Here is an 18,712-nt window from a genome sequence, read left to right on the forward strand (position 1 = left end):
GCGACGATTCGACTTGCCTCCGGCCCTTACGACAGGTCACTTTGGCAGCGGGCGCTGTTGGTTATTTTTGCATTCGGCGCACTCCACGCCCACGCCGAACCCCTGCTGGAACGGGCCCAATCCCGTGGCACCCTCAACGTCTGCACCAGCGACGAATTCCCCCCCTTCAAGACCTTCGATGCCCAAGGCAAGCCCGGCGGGTTGATCCTGGACCTGATCGTCGACCTGCAACGCCAGTTGTCTGCCAAGGTCGGCCAGCCGCTCAAGCTGCAACTTGTGCCAGTCAATCCGCTCAACCGCTTGCTGTTTCTCGAACAGGGCCGTTGTGAAGTGCTGGTCACGTCCCTGCTCGACACCCCCGCACGGCGGCGCGAAGTGGATTTCGCCAGCCCCGGTTTCTACAGCTCGGCCGCCACGGTGTTTGCGCCGAAAAGCACCGCCGTGCCGGACTGGCAAAGCCTGCGCGGCAAGACCCTGTGTGCGCCCGCCACCAGTGTGTGGGTGCGCCCGTTTGAAACGCGCTACGGCGTGCAGTTCGCCTCGTTCAACGGCACGGCCGAAGTGCGCAAGGCGGTGGCCGACAGCCGTTGTCTGGGGGCGATGGGTGACGATGCGTTGTACAGCGCCCTGGCGCGCCAGCCGGAATGGGCCGATTACGAGGTCAAGCTGCCGGGCCAGGATCCGGCGCCGTGGGGCATTGCTTTGCGCAAGGGCCAGCCGGCGTTGTTGGCGGCGGTGTCGAGTATCGTCGAAGGCTGGCATGCCCAGGGCGTGATCATCGGCCTGGAACAGCGCTACGGCCTGGCGCCGAATGCCTGGGTAGCGCAGCAGCATGCGCGGGCCAGCCATGAGTGAGGCCAACCTGCGCCTGTGGCTGGAACAGCATGGCCTGTCGCTGAGCATCCTGTGGGACCCGATGGACCGCCAGCGCTTCCTGCTCGGCCTGGGCCTGACACTGTTGCTGTCGGTGGCGAGTATTGCCCTGTCCCTGGTGATCGGCGTGTGGGGCGCTGCCGGCCTGGGTTCGCGCCGCTTGCTGTGGCGCCGGTTGAGCGCGGGGTACGTCGCGTTGTTTCGCAACACGCCGCTGTTGGTGCAACTGTTCTTTTTCTACTTCGGCGTCGGCGCCTGGCTGCCGCTGGCGGACGACACCAGCGTGCGGCTGCTCAACGGCACGCAATGGGCAATCATCGTGATCGCCCTGCACAGCGGCGCGTTCCAGGCCGAGAACCTGCGCGCCGGTATCGATGCCGTGCCCCGCGCCACCCTCGACGCGGCCGCCGCCCTCGGCATGCAGGGCGCCACAGTACTGCGCCATATCGTGCTGCCGCTGGCGCTGCGCAACAGCCTGCCGGCCATGGGCAATACGGTGGTGCAAACCATCAAGTCGACCTCGATTGCCTACGCGATTGCGGTGCCGGAATTGCTCTATGCGAGCAATCGGATCTGGTCGGACAACTTCAACGTCGCCGAGATGATGCAGGTCTTGCTGCTGGTCTGGTTGCTGCTGATCGGCGCCAGCAGTTGGCTGCTGCGCCGCCTGGAAAACCATCTGCGCCTGCCAGGCCAGGAGTTGCCCGATGCTGCCTGAACCCTCCTGGCCCGTGCTGTTGTGGCAGTGGGCGCCGGCACTGTTGCAAGGCTTCGGCCTGAATATCCTCATGGGCGTCACCGCGATGCTGGTGGCCACGCTGGCCGGTGTCGTGCTCGGCAGCCTGCAGGTCAGCGCCCGGCCGCGCCTGCGTCGTGGTGCCGGGCATCTGAGCCGCCTGCTGCGCAACCTGCCGTGGCTGGTGGTGATGTTCTACGTGGCCTACCTGTTGCCCTATGAAGTGCATTGGGCCGGGCGCTGGTGGCAATTGCCGGATTGGCTCAAGGTCGCGCTGGGCCTGGCCCTGCCCGCTGTCGGCTATGTCTCGGAGATCGTGCGCGGCGCCGTACGCGCGGTGCCGATGGGGCAATGGGAAGCCGCCCAGGCCCTGGGCATGCATCACGGCCAGGCGCTGCGCCACGTGATCATCCCGCAGACCCTGCCCAGCCTGGTGGCGCCGTGGATGAACCTGTATTGCGCGGTGACCATGTCCACCTCCCTGGCCAACCTGCTGGGGGTGGAAGAGCTGATGACCACCGTGCAATCGCACCTGTCCACGCAACTGCGCAACGACCTGCTGCTGCCCGCCTACGGCTTGGTGTTCATCGCCTTCTTTGTCTACATCTACCCCCTCTCCCGCCTGGCCAAACGGCTGGAGCGCACATGAGCACTGACCCCATGCATGACGATACCCTGCTGACCCGGTTGGGACGCGACCCCGCCAGCCACGAAGGCAGCGTCAACACCCCGGTGTATCGCAGCTCGACCTTTATCTGGCCCGACACCGGCACTCTCGAAAACCACCTGCAACAGGCCGCCGACCCGCACTATCGCGGGCATATCTACGGCCGTAACGGCAACCCCACCACCGCCGCCTTCGAAGACGCCGTGGCGCAGCTGGAAGGCGGCTTTCGCGGGCTGATCATGCCCAGCGGGCTGGCGGCGATTGTCGGCGCGGTGCTGGCAGTGGCGCGGGCCGGCGACCATATCCTGGTGACCGACAATTGCTATTGGCATGCGCGCCAGGTGTTCGACCAGATCCTGCCGCGCTATGGCATTGAGGCCACGTACTTCGCGCCGATGCTCGGTGCCGACATCGCCGGCTTGCTGCGCCCGAATACGCGCCTGGTGTACGCCGAAGCACCCGGTTCCAGCACCTTCGAGGTCCAGGACATTCCCGCCCTGGCCCGCGTCGCCCATGCCCACGGCGCACTGCTGATGCTCGACAACACCTGGGCCACGCCGCTGTTCTTCAAGGCGTTCGCCCACGGCGTGGACATCTCGATTCATGCCGCCACCAAGTACCTGGTGGGCCATAGCGACGCCATGCTCGGCGTGATCGTCACCACTGAAACCCTGTATTCGACGGTGCGCGAGACCGTCCGCCAACTGGGCTATATCGCCAGCGCCGACGACGCCTACCTGGGCCTGCGTGGCCTGCGCACCCTGGGTGTACGCCTGCGCCAGCACCAGCGCTCGGCGCTCACCGTCGCGCAGTGGCTGCAACAGCGTCCCGAAGTGGCCCAGGTGCTGCACCCGGCGCTGCCGGGGGCCATCGGGCACGACCTGTTCAAGCGTGACTTCCTCGGCTCCACCGGGCTGTTCGGCGTGGTCCTCAAGCCGCGCTTCGAGCCCCACACCAAGGCCTTCCTGGAAAGCCTGCGGTTATTCGCCATGGGCGCCAGCTGGGGCGGTTTCGAGAGCCTGATTCGCCAACAGCAACGCCACCCTTCGGCACAGATTGAAGCGGGCGTGCTGCTGCGCCTGCACGTGGGCCTGGAAGCGGTCGAGGACCTGCTCGCCGACCTGCAACAAGGCCTCGAACGCCTGAGCGCCACCCCCCATTCACCAAGGAGTCTGCCATGAGCCAAACACTGCCCACCCACTACAGCATTTGCCCGCTGCTGGTTGCGTCCAATATTGCCGTTGAACTCGGTTGGCTGGACGAGGAATACCAACGCGTCGGCGCCGACGCGATCTACCTGCGCTCACTGCCCGACAACCTCGGTTGGCTGCCGCACTTCACCCATGGCGAAGCCCGCTTGATTCGCGACGGCGGCGCGGTGCCGGCCTTGTGGGCGCGCGCCGACCAGGCCGATACGTTGCTGGTGGCCAGCACCGCCACCCAACGCGCCGGGCAGATCCTGGTGCGTGCCGAGGGGCGTATCCGCCAGGTCGCCGACCTGTTCGGCAAGCGCATCGGCGTACCGGTGAGCCGCAACACGGCGCGGGTCGATGTGCTCAAGGCGCTGGCCGAGCATGGCCTGTTCAATGCCCTGCAACTGGCCGGGCTGGAGCCGTCGCAAGTACGCCTGATCGAGCTGGAGGATGAAGGTGATCCGCAGACCTTGCTGCCGGCCGTGCGGCCTTCGGCGTTCTGGTCGCAACTGCATGGGCTGCATGGCCAACCCGGGCATGAGGTGCAGGCCCTGGCCGAAGGCCGTGTGGATGCGCTGCATGTCGCGGCCGGACATGTGCCGGCGCTGCTCGCCAGCGGTGAATTCACGGTAATCGAAGACCTGGAACGCTACCCGGACTGGACCCTGAAAAACCACAACGGCCCCTACGCGACCACCGTCAACCGTGCCTTTGCCGAAGAGCATCCCCAGGTGGTCGTGGCGTTCCTGCGCGCCGCGATCCGCGCCGGGCGCTGGATCAACCAGCACCGCGATGCCGCCGCCGAGCTGTTCACCCGCGTGACCTTCCTGCCGGACGCCGGGTTTATCCGCCGCGCCATTGCCGAGCTGGATTTTGTGCCGAACCTGGCGCCGCAGAACCTGGCGGCCCTGGAACTGAAGAAGGACTTCCTGGTGCAACGCGGCTTCCTGCAGAACGACTTCAGCGTGCACGAGTGGGCCCAGCCCGAGTTTCTCGCCCAAGCCCACACCGGGCTTTAACGCCACACCCTTGCCAAGGACAGACAATGATTGCTCAGTACCGCAAGACCCTGCTGGCCAGCCTGTTGGTCGCCGATTCAAGTTGGGCGGCGCAGGCCGCCGATTCCACCGAACCCCGACTGAGCAAAGTCGAGGTGGTCGGTGCCCGCGTGACTGAAGCCAGCGCCGCCATTGGCGAAGACAAGATCAGCAATACCCTGAGCATCTCGCACCAGGCGTTGCTGTCGGCGCCGGCCGGCACTTCGGGGCTGAAAATGCTCGAGGCGCTGCCCGGTTTCAACGTGCAGGTCAACGATGCGCTGGGCCTGTATGAGTTCGGCAACTCGGTATTCGTGCGCGCCTTCAACCTGCAGCAGATCGGCTTTTCCATCGACGGTGTGCCCCTGGGACGTACCGATCAGTTCGGCGGCAGCCCGATCTATCGCTACGTCGACAATGAAAACACCGAGCGGGTCACCGCCTCCACCGGCGCGGGCGACGTGTCGCAATCGGGCTATGCGTCCCTGGGCCCGTATGTGGATTACCAGACCAGCAACCCCACACTCGAGCCGGGCGCCAGCCTGTCCTACACCCTCGGCAGCGACAGCCTGCGGCGCAGTTTCGTCAAGCTGCAAAGCGGCGAATACCAGGGCCTGTCGGCGTATTTCAGCCGCTCGAAAATCGACGGCGACCTATGGCGCGGCCCCGGCACCATCGACCGTGAACACCTGGAAGCCAAGGTGCGCTATCGCTTCGGTGAACGTGACGAGGTGTGGCTGCGCGCCGTGCACAACGCGTTCTACGACTACGACTCGCCCTACGTGAGCAGCGCCCAGTACGACGGCAGCGCCAATGACCCGTTCGGTCGCTCGGGCCGTTACTTCGCCTACCTCGGCAGCCTGCCCGACTTACCCGAGAGCGTGCCCGGCGTGCGCTACAGCAACACCAACTACAACCAGTTCTACAAACAGGCGGTGAACCAGCGCCGCGACACCTTGTACAGCCTGGGCGGCCAGTTCGAGATCCGCCCGGACCTGCTCAACTACACCACCCTCTACTACGAGGCCAAGAAAGGCTTTGGCGTGTCCCCGGAGGCCTACGCCACCTCCCTGGCGCTGCACAATGCCGAAAACACGGTGGATGGCCTGTTTGCCCCACGGGGCGTGCAATACGGTTTGTCGTCCCTCAGCGGCCACCGCTTCGGCGGGCGCACCGGGCTGCAATGGGACATCGGCCAGCACCAGATCGACACCGGGGTGTGGGCCGAGACCGATGTGTTCAACCGCCAGCAGGCGCGCTACAACCTCACCGACGGCAGCCCGGCCGGCGAGCCGCTGTTCAATGAGCCGGTGCACCTGCAAGGGGATTTCAGCTCTACGCGCAATTCGTTGCAGTACCACCTCAAGGACACCTGGACCCTGCTCGACGACCGCCTGCGCCTGCAGTTCGGCTTCAAGAGCCTGCACCTCAAGTACCGCATCGAGGGCTATCGCAACGCCGGCGACTACATCAACGACCGCCAGCCGCGCCTGGCCACCCAGTGGAACGACGCCTTCCTGCCCCAGGCCGGGCTGGTCTACAACCTCACCGATGACACCCAGGTATTTGCTTCCTATTCGGAAAACATGGCCCTGCCCCGTGGCGCCGACGACATCTTCCGCGCGGCCAGCCCCAGCGCGCCGCCACCGGAGGCGGAGCGGGCGAAGAACTACGAGGTGGGCTATCGCATCAACCGCCCGACCTTCAACGCGGCCTGGGCGCTGTACCGCACCGACTTCGATAACCGCCTGCAAGCCTTCGCCTCAGCCGTGCCCGGCAGCAGCCAGGTGGAAACGTACTACCAGAACGTCGGCAAGGTGCAGGCCTACGGCACCGAGCTGAGCGGGCAATGGAAACCCCCGGTCCTGGCCGACAAGGTGGTGCTCAACGGCAACCTGACCTACAACACCTCCACGTTCCGGAACGACGCCGGCGGCCTTTCGATCAAAGGCAACGAGGTGCCCGACAGCCCGCGCTGGCTGGCCCAGGCCGGGGTTACCTATGAGCTGGCGCCATGGGCACTGCTGAACTTTTCGGCACGCTATATCGGCGAGCGCTACAGCAACTTCACCAACAGTGAATCGGTGCCCGGCTACACCCTGTACAACGCCTACCTGGATCTGGGGGGCGAGCGCCTGCACTACGGCCCACTGAAGAATGTGAAGGTGCGCTTCAATGTCGACAACCTGTTCGACAAGGATTACCTCGGCTACATCCTCACCAGCACCAGCGGCCCCGCCGTGTTCCGCCCGGGTTCGCCGCGCACCTTCCAAAGCACCTTGAGCATGGAGTTCTGAACATGAACACGCGCCTGCTGCTGCTCGCCTTGCTGCCACTGTTGGCCCACGCCGACACCGCCGTCAGCCCCGCCACCCTGGCCCTGCACCAACGCCTGCTGGTACTGGACAGCCACCTGGACACGCCGCTGACCCTGACCCGTCCCGGCTGGAACATCCTCGAGCGCCACGACTACCGCCAGGACGGCAGCCAGGTCGACCTGCCGCGCATGCGCGAAGGCGGCCTGGATGGGGGTTTCTTCGCCGTCTACACCCCCCAGGGCCCACGCACCGAGGAAGGCCGCGCCTACGCCAGCGCCTATGGTCTGGCCACCCTCACCCGCATCCGCGATGTGATCGACCGCAACCCCGACAGCTTCGCCCTGGCCCTGACCGCCGCCGACGCCCGGCGTATTGCGGCCCAAGGCAAGCGCGTGGTGTTTATCAGCATGGAAAACGCCGATCCACTCAGCTCCGATCCCGAGTTGCTCAACACCTACTACCGCCAAGGCCTGCGCATGCTCGGCCTGGTGCATTTCATGAACAACGACCTGGCCGACTCGGCCACCGCGCTGCCGGAATGGAAAGGCCTGAGCCCCAAGGGCCGCGACCTGGTGCAACGGGCCAACCGCCTGGGCATCCTGCTCGACGTGTCCCACGCCAGCGACGCGGTGTTCGACCAGATGCTGGCGTTGTCCAGCGCCCCGCTCATCGCCTCCCACTCCAGCAGCCGCGCGGTCAACCCGCACCCGCGCAACCTCGACGACAACCGCGTGCGCCAACTGGCGGCCAAGGGCGGGGTGATCCAGGTCAACGCCTACAGCGACTACCTGATCCCCCTCACGCCCAACCCGGATCGCAACAAAGCCATGGCCGCGCTCGGCGCACGCTTCCACAACCTCGCCGCCCTCAGCCCGGAACAGGTCAAGGCGCTCTATCAGGAACGCGACACCCTCAACCAACGCTTCGCCCAACCCAAAGCCAGCCTCGACGTGTTCATGAAGCACCTGTTGCACCTGCTGGAAGTGGCCGGCCCGGATCACGTCGGCATCGGTGCCGACTGGGACGGCGGCGGTGGCGTAAGCGGGCTGGACGATGTGAGCCAGTTGCCGGTGATTACCCAGCGGTTGCTGGATGCCGGGTATAGCGAGCACCAGGTGGCGAATATCTGGAGTGGGAATTTGTTGCGGGTGTTGCAGGCGGCGCAGGATCAGAAGCGACCATAGTTCAACGCGCGGGTATCCAACCTCTTGGAAAAAGCCGCCTAGGGCGGCTTTTTCCAGCCCCCTTCGTCCTACGACTTGAGAGCAACGTGTGATAACGGTAGATTCGCCTCGCTTACAGAGTCGAAACACACCCTATTTTTCAAGGATGAAGGCGTTCTATGGATCACCAGAAGTTGCTGCTTGAGGTCAGAGAGGAATTTGTCTGGCTGGTGAGAAGTGTCGAGTCCAGCGCCGCAATGAGCCTGTTCGACATCCATCGGATCGCAGAGAAAATAGTGCTTCCGCTGTTCCAGACCATCATGGGCTGGCCTGACCTGCGTAATCTGAATGAAGAGGAAGAGGGCTTCCCGGCCATTGATCTGGGGGACGACGTCGAACACATCGGTATCCAGGTCACCGGTACCACCGACCTTGAAAAGGTAAAGGGCACGCTGGAGACGTTCCTGAAACACGATCTGGACGACACCTACAAACGGGTCATCGTCTATGTTTTGACCGACAAGCAGCGCAGCTACAAACAGGCCTCCATTGATAAAGTGACGGGCAGCCGATTGACCTTCAACGGCAAGAAGGATGTGCTCGACTACAAGGACCTGCTCAAGAAAGTCGCCAAGCTTGAGCCCGCCAAAGTCCGGGCCGTGTTGGAACTGCTCAAAAGCTATCGGCTGTCCGAAGACCCCGCACAGCGGCCGACATGGCTGATCAGAACGGAAACTTCACTGGCAGAAAGTGCCCCGTTTACACCTCGCTGGCTGTTTTTTGCGGAACGCAAGATTCCGCTGCTGGGGCGTAGTGCTGACTTAGATGCGCTGGGTGTCTTTATGGCGGACCCAGCGCCATTCAGGTGGTGGACGCTATGTGGTCCCGCCGGTATTGGCAAGACGCGCCTGGCCCATGAGTTGGAGCTCAAATATCGGGACGTCTGGTATTGCGGATTTACCGACGCAAAGAATCTCCCGAAGGTTGAGCAACTGCAACAGTTGCAACGCCCCACCCTGTTGATTTTCGACTATGCGGCGCGAGACGCTAAGGCTCTCAAGTCACTATTGAACAATTGCTGCGCTCTGAGCGAAAGCCGGACGACGAAACTGCGTGTTTTGCTGCTGGAGCGCGAGGCCAACGGTAGTGCTGACTGGTGGAACGAGCTGGTCGGTGGTGAAAGTCTCAACGCGACTTTAATCAGAAACCATTGTTATCGAGCGCCGCTTGAATTAAATGCGCTGAACACACATACCACTGCGCTGTTACGCACATGGTTGCAGGCAGGCGCACCGGAGGTAGTGGAATCCCTGCCGCCACCCTCCTCACCATTCTGGTCACAAGTCAAGCAGGTCAGCGAGGGCCGACCCTTGCTGATTGCACTGATTGCAGGGGCTTTCAGCCGAGCGCCCCATGAAACTCAAGTCCCCGCCCTGCGGGAGCTGCTGCTACCGGTACTGGACCGCGAGGCGCGTCATTGGGAAACCAAGTGCGCCGATCAACAACAATTTCCAGGACTGGTCCAACTAATCGCACTGGCAACACTGACTCGCGGACTGGACATTCTTCAAGAGAATCATCAAATAGTGGTTCAGCTCGATGGGGAAGAAAAAAAGTACCTCCTTATCAAGGACGACTCATCCCAGAAGTTTCGCTTGCCGACCGTTGGAGAACTGAGGTCCGACGAGCAGCTATTCGAACAGTTGAACAGCCAACAACTACAGCTGTGGAAAGATTTGGCTACCCTGATTTCCAGCGACCAATTGGCGCCTACGATCAAACGGGCCTTGGAAGAATGCCCTCCCAGAGGCGTCCTGCAACCGGACCTTATCGGTGAATTCTTTATCGATGAACTGTGGCGCACTCAAATGCCTTTCGCCCAGGCCTCCAGGCGACCCAGCGGGTTGCCGGTGCTGACCGATCCTTCACTTGAAGCCATCCTGACATCGGCGTGGTCCATCAACCCTCACAACCTGCTTCAAACCCTTGATGCGTTGAAAAAAACCACCACTAATATCCCTGGTTATTTGCGTTTGTTATCGATGCTTACCTCGGTCGCCTGCAAGTCTCCAGCCCCAAACAAATCGGCACCGTACATGCTGGCACGCTTGCTTTACAACGCAATGATCAAGCTCGGCACTGAAAAATCTGCGCCTCAACATACCCAGCAGGCATACGCGTTGCTAGCGACGTTGGCACAACGTTTTCCGACGGATCAGGAGGTGGGTTACAGACTGCACAAAGCGCATACACATTTGATCACTGACCCGTCATCCAAAGAGATCAATGATGAGCTAGCGCGGTCAGTCAACGTTGAGGCCGCGCAGTTCCTCAACGAATTCAAACAGTACCCAAATGACAGATTTGAGCTGTTCTGGGTCGACACCATCGACATCGTCACACGAGGGGCAATGGAGGAGCGTGATCCGGATAGGTTGGCTGAGGTGCTGGAGTCTACCCGGCTTGTTCAGGAGCATTTTGGTATGTCTCCCGACGTCAATGCCTTATTGGCAATGCTCTACTTAAAAATCGCGAATGACCTGTCAACGGCTGATGAAGACAACCGTGCGATCAAGTGTGAAATCATACCGCTCGCCGTGCGTTTTCTGCCTGCCCTCACCGCGCAGATCAAGAAAGGCATTGATCTTCCTGGGTTGAATCAGGCCGATCACGTGCGCATGACGCGGGCGATGGTGGATATCATGTTTGCCTTCACCAAACTCGCCATGCCACTGCCGGTATTGGAGCTAAAGCCGGTTTTAGAGCGTTCCCTGGCTAAAGTCATTGCCCCTGGCCCTGCCCTCACCATGAGCAGGGAAATGACTTTCTATGTTCAAGCGGCGTATCTGTCGCAAAAAAAAGTACCTGCCGCCATAGCGCTTGCATCCGTACTCAGGGCCGACGTCAATGCACCGTATTCAATTGAAGCTCTGCAATCGAGCCTGGTGGTGTGGGGCCAAGCATTGGAACTGTGTGTGGAAAACGGGGACCCGACTAGTTTTCTCGTCATCTGTGACAAGCTGTTTTCGATCTACCCGCTGCTCAGCGATGCTGGAAATATCATCGAGTACTTTACGCGTGCCCTGCTGTCACTGCGTGAAGGCATGCATGGGCTGTCTGTCGCAGAAGCATGCCTGGCCCGGTTTTCCGAACATTTAACGGCACGGACCACGGGAGCAAGCCGGTGCGCTTGCCTTTTTAAGGCTACCTATCTTGCAGCCGTTGGCATAGGGCTCAAGGACTCACAACAGCTCCTGGACAACCTTGAACAACTGTTCCTACTCATCAGACACCGCCTTGAATTCCCGGAACTGAATGAATGTTTGAATACCGCCTTGGTCCGTTACTGGTTCTCCAAAGGCTGCCCAATTCAAATGGAGGTGTTTGATAACTGTGAGCTCATTGTGGGTGCCGACGACACCCTTCTGATACGCGTCACTGACACAGAACACGTTGTCGTGAATGAAACAACGCTCTCGCTAGTCGAACAGGCAGAGGAATAACTGGGCTCCCCGTTTTCACCGCTACTGCCACCCGCCCCCCATCACCTTATACAAACTCACCCGATTACTCTGCTCCGCCAGGCGCAGGGTGATCAGGTCCTGTTGGGCGCTGTACAGCGAGCGTTGGGAATCCAGGGCTTCGAGGTAGCTTTGCGAGCCGGCGCGGTAGAGCGCGTCGGACAGGTCGTAGCTCTTCTGGCTCGCCTCGGTCAGCGCTTGCTGGGCGGTGAGGCGCTGGTCCAGGGTGCTGCGCACGGCCAGGGCGTCGGCGACTTCCTTGAATGCGGTTTGCAGGGTTTGCTGGTAGGTCTGCACCTGGATCTCTTTCTCGACCTTGGCCGCATCCAGGGTCGCGCGGTTGCTGCCGGCATCGAAGATCGGCACGCTGATGCTCGGGGCGAAGGTCCACGCGCCGCTGCCGGCCTTGAACAGGCTGGACAGTGACGCACTGGCGGAGCCCGCATTCGCGGTGAGGCTGATGCTGGGGAAAAACGCCGCGCGGGCCGCGCCAATGTCGATGTTCGCGGACTTGAGGCTGTGCTCCGCCGCCAGTACGTCGGGGCGCCGCTGCAACAGGCTCGACGGCAGCTCGGCCGGCACTTGCACCAACGCCGCTGCCGATCGCAGGTGGGCGTCGGGCAGCAAGGCGTCGGGGATGTCGCTGCCGACCAGCAGGCGCAGGGCGTTGCGGTCCTGGAGGATCTGGCTCTGATACTCGGCCACATCGACCCGCGCCGATTCGACGGTGGTTTGCGCCTGGGCCACGGCCAACGCCGTGGAGCCACCCAGGGTGTGGCTGCGCTGGGTCAGTTCGTAGGTGGATTGCTGGCTGGCCAGGGTCTCTTCGGCCAGTTGCAGGTGCTCGTTGTCGGCGGCCAGGGTCAGCCAGGCGGTGGCCACTTCGGCCACCAGGCTGATTTGCGTGCTGCGCCGGGTTTCGGTCAGCGCCAGGTAGTCTTCCAGCGCTTCGTCCTGCAGGTTCTGCACGCGGCCGAACACGTCGACCTCATAGCTGCTCAGGCCCAATTGCGCGCTGTAGTCGTGGCTGGTCACGGCCGTGCCGCTGCTGGACAGCGAGCCCGGCGTGCGGCTGTGGGTACCGTTGACGCTGGCGTCGAGGGTCGGGAACGCCGCTGCGCGCTGGATGCGGTATTGCGCCTGGGCCTTCTCGATATTCAGGCTGGCCAGGCGCAGGTCGCGGTTATTGGCCAGGGCCAGGGTTTGCAGGTGTGCCAGGCGGCGGTCGGTAAAGAACTGCTGCCACTGGATGTCGGCCGGCACCTCACCCTGCACATCCGCTTGCCATTCGCCAGGCACCGGTGCCTCGGGTTGCTGGTAGTGTGGCGCCAGGTTGATGCAGCCACTCAAGACCACTGCGGCCACTAACGGGAAGAGAAAGCGGGTCATGCGTCACCTTTTTCGACAATGGGCGTCGTGCCGGCTCGGCCAAAGCGGCGGCGAATCAACACAAAAAACAGCGGTACAAAGAAGATCCCCAGCACCGTGGCGCTGAACATGCCGCCCAGCACACCGGTGCCGATGGCCCGGCGCCCGGCGGAACCTGCGCCACTGCTCACGGCCAGGGGCAGCACGCCGAACATGAAGGCCAGGGACGTCATCAGGATCGGCCGCAGACGCTGGCGCACGGCGATCAGCGTCGCCTCGCGCAGGCTGTTGCCTTGCTCCTGCAGGTGCTTGGCAAACTCGACGATCAGGATCGCGTTCTTCGCTGCCAGCCCTACGGTGGTCAGCAGGCCGACCTGGAAGTACACGTCATTGCTCAATCCCGTAAAGCGTGTGGCCCACACCGCGCCGACGATACCCAGGGGCACTACCAGGATCACCGAGAACGGCACCGACCAGCTCTCGTACAGCGCGGCCAGGCACAGGAACACAAACAGGATGGACACCGCATACAGCAACGGCGCCTGGGACCCGGAAAGACGCAACTGGTACGACTGGCCGGTCCACTCGTAGCCGATGCCATCGGGCAGTTGCCGGGCAATCGCCTCCACCGCGTCCATCGCCGTGCCGGAGCTCACACCGGGCGCCGGGTCGCCGACCACTTCCAGCGAGGATGTGCCGTTGTAGCGCTCCAGCAACGGCGAGCCATAGCTCCAGGCACTGCTGGCAAATGACGAAAACGGCACCATTTCATCGTTGCTGTTGCGCACGAACCAGTGGTCCAGATCGGCCGCTTGCATCCGCGTGCTGGCTTCACCCTGCACGTAGACCTTCTTCACGCGGCCCTGGTTGAGGAAGTCATTCACATAGGTGCCGCCCAGCGCCGTGGACAAGGTGCTGTTGATGTCGCTGGTGCTCAGGCTCAGGGCCCCGGCCTTGCGGTCATCGATGCTGATTTTGAGTTGCGGTGCATCGTCCAGGCCATTGCTGCGCACGCCCAGCAGGCGCGGGTCTTGCCTGGCCAGCGCGATGAACTGCTCGCGCGCCGCCACCAATGCGTCGTGGCCAAGACCGGCGAGGTCCTTGAGCTGCAAATCAAACCCCGAGCTCTGGCCGAGGCCACGCACGGCGGGCGGTTGCATCACGAATACATCGGCATCGCCAATGCTTGCCAGGGCCAAGGTGGCACGTTGAGCAATCGTGGCGGCATCGTCCGAGCGCTCACTCCAGTCCTTCAAGCGAATAAACGCCCGTGCGGTGTTCTGGCTGTTGCCGCCCATGCCCAGGCCGCTGATGCTGATCATCGCCTCGACTTCCGGCTGCTTGAGCATGTACGCCTCGAACTGCTGCAACACCGCCTGGGTGCGGCTGTCGGTAGCGCCCACCGGCAGCTGGATTTGCGCCATGAGAATGCCCTGGTCCTCATCCGGCAAAAACGAAGTAGGCAAGCTGGCATAAACCGCCGCCATGGCTGCGGCGATCAGCACATACACCACCAGGCTGCGCCATGAGCGTTGCAGGACAGCGCCGACCAACGCTTCATAGGCGCTGGAACAGCGTTCGAAGGAACGGTTGAACCAACCGAAGAAGCCCCGTTGAACCGCGTGCCCCGGCTTGAGCAGCGTGGCGCACAGTGCCGGCGTGAGGGTCATCGCCACCACCACCGACAGCACCATGGCCGAGACGATGGTCACCGAAAACTGCCGATAGATGATCCCGGTGGAACCGCCAAAAAACGCCATGGGAATAAACACCGCGCTCAGCACCAGGGCGATGCCGACCAGTGCACTGGTGATTTCATTCATCGATTGACGCGTGGCCGCCAGGGCCGACAAGCCCTGCTCGGCCATCACCCGTTCGACGTTTTCCACCACCACAATCGCATCGTCGACCAGCAAGCCAATGGCCAAAACCATGGCAAACATGGTCAGGGTATTGATCGAGTAGCCGAACAACGCCAACACGCCAAACGTGCCCAGCAACACCACCGGCACAGTGATCGCCGGGATCAGCGTGGCCCGCAGGTTTTGCAGGAACAGGAACATGATCAGCACCACCAGCACGATGGCCTCGCCCAGGGACTTGACCACTTCCTCGATGGACAGGCTCACAAAGGGCGTGGTGTCGTAGGCGATCACGTTCTTCAATTGCATTTCGGTGGGGTAAAACGGCGCCAGTTCCTTGAGCTTGGCCTTGACTGCCTCGCCCACCTCCAGCGCATTGGCGCCCGCCGCCAGTTGCACCCCCATGGCGGCAGCCGGCTTGCCGTTGAGGGCCGAGTTGATGTCATAGCTCTCGCTGCCCAACTCCACGGTCGCCACGTCGCCGAGCAGCACGACCGCGCCGTCGCTGCCGGACTTGACCACCACATTGCGGAACTCCTCGGCCGTCTGCAGTTTGCTGCGCGCGCTGATGGTGGCATTGAGTTGCTGGCCCTTAACCGCCGGCAATGCGCCGAGTTGGCCGGCTGAGACCTCGGTGTTCTGCGCCTCCAGCGCAGTGCTCACATCCGACGGCATCAGCGCGTATTTTTCCAGCAGCGCCGGGTCCAGCCAGATGCGCATGGCGTAGCCCGAACCGAGGGTCTGCACGTCGCCCACGCCGTCGATACGGCTGATGGAGTCGAGCAAGGTGCTGGAGATGTAGTCACCGATCTGGGTGCCGGTGACGCTGGGATTATCCGAGGCCAGGGCGGCAATCATCAGGAAGTCCGAGCCGCCCTTGGTCACGGTCAGGCCTTCGCTCTGCACCGACTGCGGCAAGCGCGACTCGGCCTGTTGCAGCTTGTTCTGCACCTGCATCTGCGCTACATCCGGGTCGGTGCCGGCGCCAAAGGTCAGGCTGATACTGGCGCTGCCCGCCGAACTGCTGGAGGCCGACATATAGGTCAGGTTGTCCAGGCCTTTCATCTGTTGCTCGATGACCTGGGTCACCGAGTCTTCGACGGTCTTGGCCGACGCGCCGGTGTAGGTGGCGGAAATACGCACGGTGGGCGGCGCGATGTCCGGGTACTGCTCCAGCGGCAACTGGCTGATGGATAACGCGCCGCCGAGCATGATCACGATGGCGATGACCCAGGCGAAAATCGGTCGATCGATAAAGAAACGCGCCATGTTCAACCCTCCTGCGCCAGGGCGCCGGCATCGGCGGCCTGGGTCTGGACCACGGCGCCGATGCGGACTTTCTGGCCACCTTCGACGATCACCTGGTCACCGGCCTGCAAACCCGCCGTCACCCACCACTGGTTGCCCACGGCGCGGTCAACGCTGAGCACGCGTTGCTCGACCTTGCCGTCAACCACCAGCAACACCGAGGTCACGCCGCTGGCGCTGCGACTTACGGCTTTTTGCGGGATCAGGATCGCCTGGTCATCCCGGGCCTGCTCCAACACGCCACGCACGTACATGCCGGGCAGCAGCACATGCTCGGGGTTGTCGAACACCGCACGCAAGGTCACGGTGCCGGTGCCCTGGTTGACGCTGACCCCGCTGAACTTGAGGCGGCCGTCGTGGTTGTAGGTGCTGCCGTCATCCAGTTTGAGGCTGATGCGGGCCTCGCCGTCGCCGTTGGCCTGCAACACGCCACGGGCCAGGTCGCGCTTGAGGGCGAGCAATTCAGTGGTGGACTGGGTCACATCCACATAGATCGGGTCGAGTTGCTGCACGGTAGTGAGTGCGGTGTCCTGGTTGGCCACCACCAGTGCGCCTGGGGTGACCGTGGACGTCTCGATACGCCCGGCCACCGGCGAGCTGATGCGGGTGTAGGCCAGGTTGATGCGGGCAGTGTCGAGGTCGGCCTGGGCCACCTGGACGTCAGCGGCGGCGGTCAGCACGGTGGCCTGGGAATCTTCGTTGGTTTGCTGGCTGATGGCGTCGATCTTCACCAACCGGGCGTTACGCGCGGCGGTGGTCTGTGCCGACTTCAAGGTGGCGCGCGCCTTGGCCAGGCTCGCCTGGGCCTCAGCCAATGCCGCCTTGTAGGGTGCCGCATCCAGTTGGTACAGCGCCTGCCCGGCCTTGACCTCGGCGCCTTCGACAAACAGGCGCTGCTGCACGATACCGCCGACCTGCGGGCGAATCTCGGCGACCATAAACGCCTGGGTGCGCCCGGCCAGCTCAGTGGTCATGACCTGGCGCTTGGGCTGCACAGTGATCACCGAGACCACGGGGGTGGCGACTGCCGGCGCAGGGTCGCCGGCCGAGCAGCCGCCAAGCAGCACCAGAATGACGAACGACAGGAGAACCGCGGCGGTTACCAGGTATTTGGCGAAAAGTTTGGTCGACATAGTTGCCTCTGCAAGACGGGGTGGTGCAAGCCTTACCGTCATGCTGCTCGGCAAATGTGCAGGAAAATTGAAGATTGCCCGCCTCGGTTGAATCTTTCCTCCATGGAGCCCTAAATGGGCGGGTCCACTCTTTTACGGCCCTTGTTCATGAAGTTGAGTATCTCCACCAAACTGTTTGTCGCCGTATCGGCCGGTGTGCTGCTGGTCATCCTCAGCATGGGCCTGGCCACCGGCTGGAGTTTTGGCCGCGGGTTTCTTGGCTATATCAATGAACAGGCGCTGGAGCGCATGGCCACAGTGGTGCCGCGCCTGGCCAGTGCTTATGCGCGCGAAGGCAATTGGGCGTTCATGCGCAACCGCCCGGATCGCTGGTTCGACATCATGCGCCCAGACCCCGACGAAGAACGGGTCACCCATGACCTGCGTACACCGCTGGCCTCGGACTTGACGGGTGCGCTGTTTCGCATCGCCCTGCTCGACAAGGACCGCAAGCGCGTCACCGGCTACACCGCGATTGGTGAGGATGCGCTGGTGAGCCCCATTGTGGTCGCGGGCGAAACCGTGGGCTGGCTGGCCGTGACCCCGTTCCAGAGCGTGACCGAGGCCGGTGGCGAACGCTTCCAGCAATACCAGCTGCGCACCAGCCTGGTGATGGGCGTGTTCTCGTTGCTGCTGGCGATGCTGATTGCCTGGTGGATCGCCCGCACGCTGCTGGAGCCGGTCAAGCGCGTGGCCGCCGCCACCCACCGCCTGGCCAGCGGCGACTACAGCAGCCGCGTGGCCGTGGCCTCCCACGACGAAGTCGGCCAACTGGCCCGCGACTTCAACCAGTTGGCCTATACCCTGGAGCGCAACGAAAAAATGCGCCGGGAGTTCATGGCTGATGTCTCCCACGAACTGCGCACACCGCTGTCGGTGCTGCGGGGCGAGCTGGAGGCGATCGAGGACGGTGTGCGCAGCCTGGATCAAAGCTCAATGAAGTCGCTGCAAGGCGAAGTCAGCATGCTCAGCAAGCTGGTGGATGACCTGTATGAACTGTCGCTGGCGGACGTGGGCGCCCTGACCTACCGCAAGGCCCCATGCCTGCTGAACGACGTGCTCGAAAACAGCCTGGCGATCTACCGGGAGCGTTTCACCGCCCGCCAGTTGCAGCTCGACCTGAAGCTGCCGCGCGAGCCCGTGGAGCTGCTGGCGGATGCCAGTCGGCTGCAGCAATTGTTTTCCAACCTGCTGGAAAATTCGCTGCGCTACACCGACGTCAATGGCAGGTTGCGCATCAGTGTGGGGGGCGATCGCGACACGGTGCGTATCGACTTTCTCGACTCCGGGCCGGGCGTGTCCGCAAGCCAGTTGCCACGCTTGTTCGAGCGGTTCTACCGTGGCGAGTCATCGCGCAACCGCGAGCATGGCGGCGCCGGCCTGGGCCTGGCAATCTGCCGCAGCATCGCCAACGCCCACGATGGCAGCCTGGTTGCCGACCACTCGCCCTACGGCGGCCTGTGGCTGACCCTGCGCCTGCCCCGGAGCCTGTGA

At 63.0% G+C, this 18,712-nt stretch carries 12 protein-coding genes; 9 read left to right on the top strand and 3 right to left on the bottom strand.

The window, feature by feature from the left end; translation table 11 throughout:
• Positions 1-57: 57 nt before the first annotated feature.
• The 8 genes from BLW22_RS14450 to BLW22_RS14485 all read left to right on the top strand — a co-directional run bounded on the left by BLW22_RS14450 (position 58) and on the right by BLW22_RS14485 (position 11,490).
• Positions 58-855 (top strand): transporter substrate-binding domain-containing protein, encoded by a 798-nt coding sequence (locus BLW22_RS14450; RefSeq protein ID WP_074846852.1) that lies wholly within the window; start codon positions 58-60, stop codon positions 853-855.
• Complete coding sequence (locus BLW22_RS14455) at positions 848-1,591, top strand: amino acid ABC transporter permease (protein ID WP_065946930.1); 744 nt, start codon at positions 848-850, stop codon at positions 1,589-1,591. Before BLW22_RS14450 ends, BLW22_RS14455 begins: the two co-directional genes overlap by 8 nt.
• A complete protein-coding gene (locus tag BLW22_RS14460; RefSeq protein ID WP_074846853.1) occupies positions 1,581-2,258 on the top strand; it encodes an amino acid ABC transporter permease in 678 nt (225 codons plus the stop codon). The genes BLW22_RS14455 and BLW22_RS14460 overlap by 11 nt, the downstream gene beginning before the upstream one ends.
• On the top strand, positions 2,255-3,457 hold the full coding sequence (gene metC, locus BLW22_RS14465) for a cystathionine beta-lyase (RefSeq protein WP_143045136.1): 1,203 nt from the start codon (positions 2,255-2,257) through the stop codon (positions 3,455-3,457). The genes BLW22_RS14460 and metC overlap by 4 nt, the downstream gene beginning before the upstream one ends.
• Positions 3,454-4,488, top strand: a complete 1,035-nt coding sequence (locus BLW22_RS14470; protein WP_074846854.1) for an ABC transporter substrate-binding protein — start codon at positions 3,454-3,456, stop codon at positions 4,486-4,488. Before metC ends, BLW22_RS14470 begins: the two co-directional genes overlap by 4 nt.
• 26 nt (positions 4,489-4,514) lie before the next feature.
• Positions 4,515-6,803: a TonB-dependent receptor gene (locus tag BLW22_RS14475; RefSeq protein WP_065927396.1), complete on the top strand. Its 2,289-nt coding sequence runs from the start codon at positions 4,515-4,517 to the stop codon at positions 6,801-6,803.
• A gap of 2 nt (positions 6,804-6,805) precedes the next feature.
• Positions 6,806-8,008, top strand: coding sequence for a dipeptidase (locus BLW22_RS14480; RefSeq protein WP_074846855.1), 1,203 nt, complete (start codon positions 6,806-6,808; stop codon positions 8,006-8,008).
• A gap of 158 nt (positions 8,009-8,166) precedes the next feature.
• Positions 8,167-11,490: an SMEK domain-containing protein gene (locus BLW22_RS14485; RefSeq protein WP_074846856.1), complete on the top strand. Its 3,324-nt coding sequence runs from the start codon at positions 8,167-8,169 to the stop codon at positions 11,488-11,490.
• A 21-nt stretch (positions 11,491-11,511) separates the two neighbouring features.
• On the opposite strand, the gene BLW22_RS14490 is transcribed toward BLW22_RS14485, so the two are convergent.
• The 3 genes from BLW22_RS14490 to BLW22_RS14500 are packed head-to-tail and all read right to left on the bottom strand — an operon-like array spanning position 11,512 to position 17,179.
• On the bottom strand, positions 11,512-12,897 hold the full coding sequence (locus tag BLW22_RS14490) for an efflux transporter outer membrane subunit (protein WP_074846857.1): 1,386 nt from the start codon (positions 12,895-12,897) through the stop codon (positions 11,512-11,514).
• Entirely contained in the window at positions 12,894-16,007 is a 3,114-nt protein-coding gene (locus BLW22_RS14495; RefSeq protein ID WP_083381366.1) for an efflux RND transporter permease subunit, read from the bottom strand. The genes BLW22_RS14490 and BLW22_RS14495 overlap by 4 nt, the downstream gene beginning before the upstream one ends.
• A gap of 2 nt (positions 16,008-16,009) precedes the next feature.
• Positions 16,010-17,179 (bottom strand): efflux RND transporter periplasmic adaptor subunit, encoded by a 1,170-nt coding sequence (locus BLW22_RS14500; RefSeq protein WP_074846859.1) that lies wholly within the window; start codon positions 17,177-17,179, stop codon positions 16,010-16,012.
• Between the two features lie 114 nt (positions 17,180-17,293).
• On the opposite strand from BLW22_RS14500, the gene BLW22_RS14505 reads away from it, so the two are divergent.
• Positions 17,294-18,712: an ATP-binding protein gene (locus BLW22_RS14505; protein WP_065927390.1), complete on the top strand. Its 1,419-nt coding sequence runs from the start codon at positions 17,294-17,296 to the stop codon at positions 18,710-18,712.

The sequence above is a fragment of the Pseudomonas marginalis genome (assembly GCF_900105325.1).
Classification (GTDB): domain Bacteria; phylum Pseudomonadota; class Gammaproteobacteria; order Pseudomonadales; family Pseudomonadaceae; genus Aquipseudomonas; species Aquipseudomonas marginalis.